At 63.1% G+C, this 3,747-nt stretch carries 4 protein-coding genes and 1 pseudogene; 3 read left to right on the top strand and 2 right to left on the bottom strand.

Annotated elements, in window-relative coordinates:
- Positions 1-116, bottom strand: a pseudogene (locus J0I64_RS03195) (DNA-binding response regulator); the annotation flags it as partial.
- Positions 117-175: 59 nt separating this feature from the next.
- Complete coding sequence (locus tag J0I64_RS03200) at positions 176-331, bottom strand: hypothetical protein (protein WP_291406176.1); 156 nt, start codon at positions 329-331, stop codon at positions 176-178.
- A 218-nt stretch (positions 332-549) separates the two neighbouring features.
- Between J0I64_RS03200 and uxaC the strand changes: the two genes are divergently transcribed.
- The 3 genes from uxaC (at position 550) to J0I64_RS03215 (ending at position 3,569) form a co-directional block, all read left to right on the top strand.
- Entirely contained in the window at positions 550-1,968 is a 1,419-nt protein-coding gene (uxaC, locus tag J0I64_RS03205) for a glucuronate isomerase (protein ID WP_291406177.1), read from the top strand.
- A 229-nt stretch (positions 1,969-2,197) separates the two neighbouring features.
- Positions 2,198-3,046: an aminoglycoside phosphotransferase family protein gene (locus tag J0I64_RS03210; RefSeq protein WP_291406178.1), complete on the top strand. Its 849-nt coding sequence runs from the start codon at positions 2,198-2,200 to the stop codon at positions 3,044-3,046.
- A 19-nt stretch (positions 3,047-3,065) separates the two neighbouring features.
- Positions 3,066-3,569: a CAP domain-containing protein gene (locus tag J0I64_RS03215; RefSeq protein ID WP_291406179.1), complete on the top strand. Its 504-nt coding sequence runs from the start codon at positions 3,066-3,068 to the stop codon at positions 3,567-3,569.
- Positions 3,570-3,747 lie beyond the last annotated feature (178 nt).

Consider the following 3,747-nt stretch of genomic DNA (forward strand, 5'->3'; position numbering starts at 1 on the left):
ACGAGCTCGTTGACGACGCCGTCGCGCACCCAGTCGACCGAGTGACCAGCCGTGCGCAGCCGTCTTTCGATGGCTTCGCCCAGGTCCTCATTGTCTTCGACAAGCAAAATTCGCATGCGCGGTCGTCTCTCCCCGCGCGGGATATTATATAAGCGCCGCCGTCAGCGAAACCGGCTTACATCACCTGCGACAGAAACGCCCCGGCAATACCAACGACGCAGAGCGCCGCAAGGCCCGCGGCCACCAGCATCTGCTGCGCCCGCTGCACATGCGCCCCGCGCCGCGCTTCGAGCCGCACCTGCTTCAGTCCTTCTGCTCCGAGATCGGCCATGCTCGTCCCTCATGTGGCGCCGGCCTTTTGGGCCAGGTGTCGACATTGGGCAGCCGCCTTTAAGAGAGCTGTTTCTCACCCGCACCAGCACGATAACCTCGCTTGGTCTCATGACGAATTGCAGTTTGGAAGAGCAGTTAATTTGTCTTAAATCTTCACAACCCACGTCTTGTATGGAAGATATTGAAAGCCTGCCGCGAACGTGGCACTTTCCCTCCATGACCCAGCCAGCCCATCTCCACCCCGACCGCCTCTTCCCCGCTTCCGAGCCCGCGCAGTCCATCGCCAGGGATCTCTATCCGGCGGTAAAAGACCTCCCCATCGTCAGCCCGCATGGCCACACCGACCCGTCATGGTTCGCCCAGAACGGTCGCTTCGCCAGCCCGACCGCCCTGTTCCTGACGCCCGATCACTATGTGCTGCGCATGCTGAGGAGCCGGGGCATCAGCTACGATGCGCTGGGCATTCCCCGCAAAGACGGCAAGCCGGTCGAAGCCGATGGTCGCAAGGCCTGGCGCCTCTTTGCCGACAATTATTACCTCTTTGCCGGCACGCCGTCGAAAACCTGGGTCGATCACTCGCTCCACGCCGTCTTCGGCATCACCGAGGTACTCTCGGGCAAAACCGCCGACAGCATTTTCGACGCCATCGATGCAAAGCTCGGCGCGCCCGAACTGCTGCCGCGCGCCATCCTCGAGCGCTTCAATGTGGAAGTGATCGCCACCACCGAATTCGCGCTCGACCCGCTGACCCATCACCAGTCGATGGAAGAGCAGGGCCTTATCGGCCAGGTTCGCACCACCTATCGCCCCGATGACGTCACCGACCCCAGCCGCCCCGCTATCGTCGAAAACCTCAAGAAATTCGGTGAGCTGACCGGCGAGGACATTTCCAAATGGGATGGCCTCATCAACGCCCATCGCAAGCGTCGCGAATACTTTCGTCGTTTTGGCGCCGTCGCCACCGATCATGGCGTGCCCACGGCCAATACTGCTGACCTGCCGCTCGCCGAAAAGCAGGCCTTGTTGGAAAAAATTCTGGCCGGCAAGCACGACGCCAATGACGCCGAGCTCTTCCGCGCCCAGATGATGACCGAAATGGCGCTGCTGTCGGTCGAAGACGGCATGGTCATGCAGATCCACGCCGGCTCGCGCCGCAATACCGATCCGCTGCTTTTTGGCGAACGCGGCCCCGATCTCGGCGCCGACATTCCCGGCCCCACCGACTATGTCGGCGGCCTCCGCGCGCTGCTTTCGCGCTGCGGCAACGAGCCAAACCTGCGGCTCATCATGTTCGTCCTCGACGAAACCACCTATGCCCGCGAACTCGCCCCCATGGCCGGCTATTGGCCCAGCCTGATGATCGGCCCGCCCTGGTGGTTCCACGATTCGCCGCAGGGCATCCGCCGCTATCTCGATCAGGTCGTCGAAACCGCCGGCTTCTACAATCTCGCCGGTTTCAACGACGACACTCGTGCGCTCCTCTCCATCCCCGCCCGTCACGACGTCTGGCGCCGCGAAGTCTGCGGCTTCCTCGGCCGCTGGGTCGGCGAAAATCGGATTACGAAATCGTCGGCCGAAGAGATCGCCAAGCACCTGAGCTATCAGGCGGCCAAGGACGCTTATCGGATCAAGTAGGTCCTGGGATCACGCCCTCCCAGCCTCCCCCATCAAGGGGGAGGTGCAGCATCGCGTTTTGGGCTGGATCTAGTCCCGCCCACCGGCCAGACACCTCCCCCTTGATGGGGGAGGAAGGGTGGGGGTGATACCCCACGCACCAAATCCCACCACACTTTCATCACCTTCTCGCGCCAACAGCGATTGACCCGTCGAATCGCACGCCGCCTTCTGCTCTAATGGCGCCATGATGAATCAGTCCCCTGTTGAAACCGCGCTTAGCCGCGCCATGATCCGTTGGTCCCTCACCAAGTCCACGCCGGTGGCCGAAACACCGCGTAGCTGGCTCTATCGTGTCGAACAGAACGGCCGCAATTTCGCGGCGCTGAAAATCATCAAACCTGAAGCATCGAAGGAAGAGGGCAGGGGCGTGCGCCTGCTCCAGTGGTACGAGGGCGATGGCGCTGCCACGGTCTTCGATAGCCACGGCGACACCATCTTCATGGAATGGCTCGATGGCGGCACACTGGGCGAGCCCGTCCGAGCCGGCCACGACGACGAAGGCACCATCGCTATTGCGACGGTCATCGCCAGCCTCCACAAGCCGCGCCCCGATATCCCCGAGGGGCTTGAGCCCCTGCGCGATCGCTTCCAGACGCTCTTTGATACCGACGTGCGCGCCTGGCCCCACACCGCGCGCGATCTCTATGCCCGCGCCGCCGGCATTGCCCTGAAACTTTTCGATCGGCCGAGCGCCATCGTGCCGCTCCATGGCGACCTGCACCATGACAACATCATGAGTTCGGATCGCGGCTGGCTCGCCATCGACCCCAAGGGCATTCTGGGCGACCCGTCCTATGAAACCGCCAATGTCTTCATCAACCCCCAGGGCGGCGACAAGATCGCGTCCGATCCAAAACGCATCGCCGCCCGCGCCGATATCCTTTCCCAGCGCCTCGGCTACAACAGGAAGCGCATTCTCGGCTGGGCCGCCGCTCACGCCGCGCTTTCTGCCTGTTGGGATCTGGAAGACGGCAATGCCATTGCCGGGCAACTCGCCTGCCTGCCCCACCTTCTCAGTGCCTACGACCTTGCCTGATCGCACCGGAACTCTCTCGATGACGAATTTTTCGCGCCGCGCCGTCCTCGCCCTTGGCGCCGCTGGCCTGCTCTCGGCCTGCTCGGCCACCATTCCGCCGCTCCCTGCCGCCACCTCCAACCGGCCGGAAGACCTGACGCGCGACGAAATCCTCGCCGCCATCAACGCCACGCGAAAGGCCAATGGCGCCCCGCCCTGGACCTACAATCCGCGCCTTGAAACCGCTGCCCTGTCCCAGGCTCGCCTGATGGCGCGCAAGGATACGCTCAGCCACGATCTCGGCGTCACCCTGCGTCAGCGCGTCACCGAAGCGGGCTATCTCGGCGCCGTTGGGGAAAACGTCGCCAAGGGTTATAAAACCCTGCCCGACGTCATCGGCGGCTGGCTCGAAAGCCAGGGCCACCGCAACACGCTGCTCTCCTCGAAATTCACCGAGTTTGGCCTCGCTGTCGCCCGCACCGGTTCCGGAAAACTCTATTGGGCCATGATCGCCGGCGGTAGTTTCGACGCCTGGCGAGTATAGCAGTAAGCCTTGGATTTCTTTGTCGTCACTACCGGGCTTGTCCCGGTAGTCCATGCGGAGGCGAGCTGGATTGCCGGGACAAGCCCGGCAATGACGATGGAACTGGAGCAGGGACTACCCCCGGCTGAACACCAGCACCGTCTCGAGATTCCCATCGCCACCGGCGATCGGCGAAACC

Source organism: Devosia sp. (assembly GCF_017307565.1).
Lineage (GTDB): Bacteria > Pseudomonadota > Alphaproteobacteria > Rhizobiales > Devosiaceae > Devosia.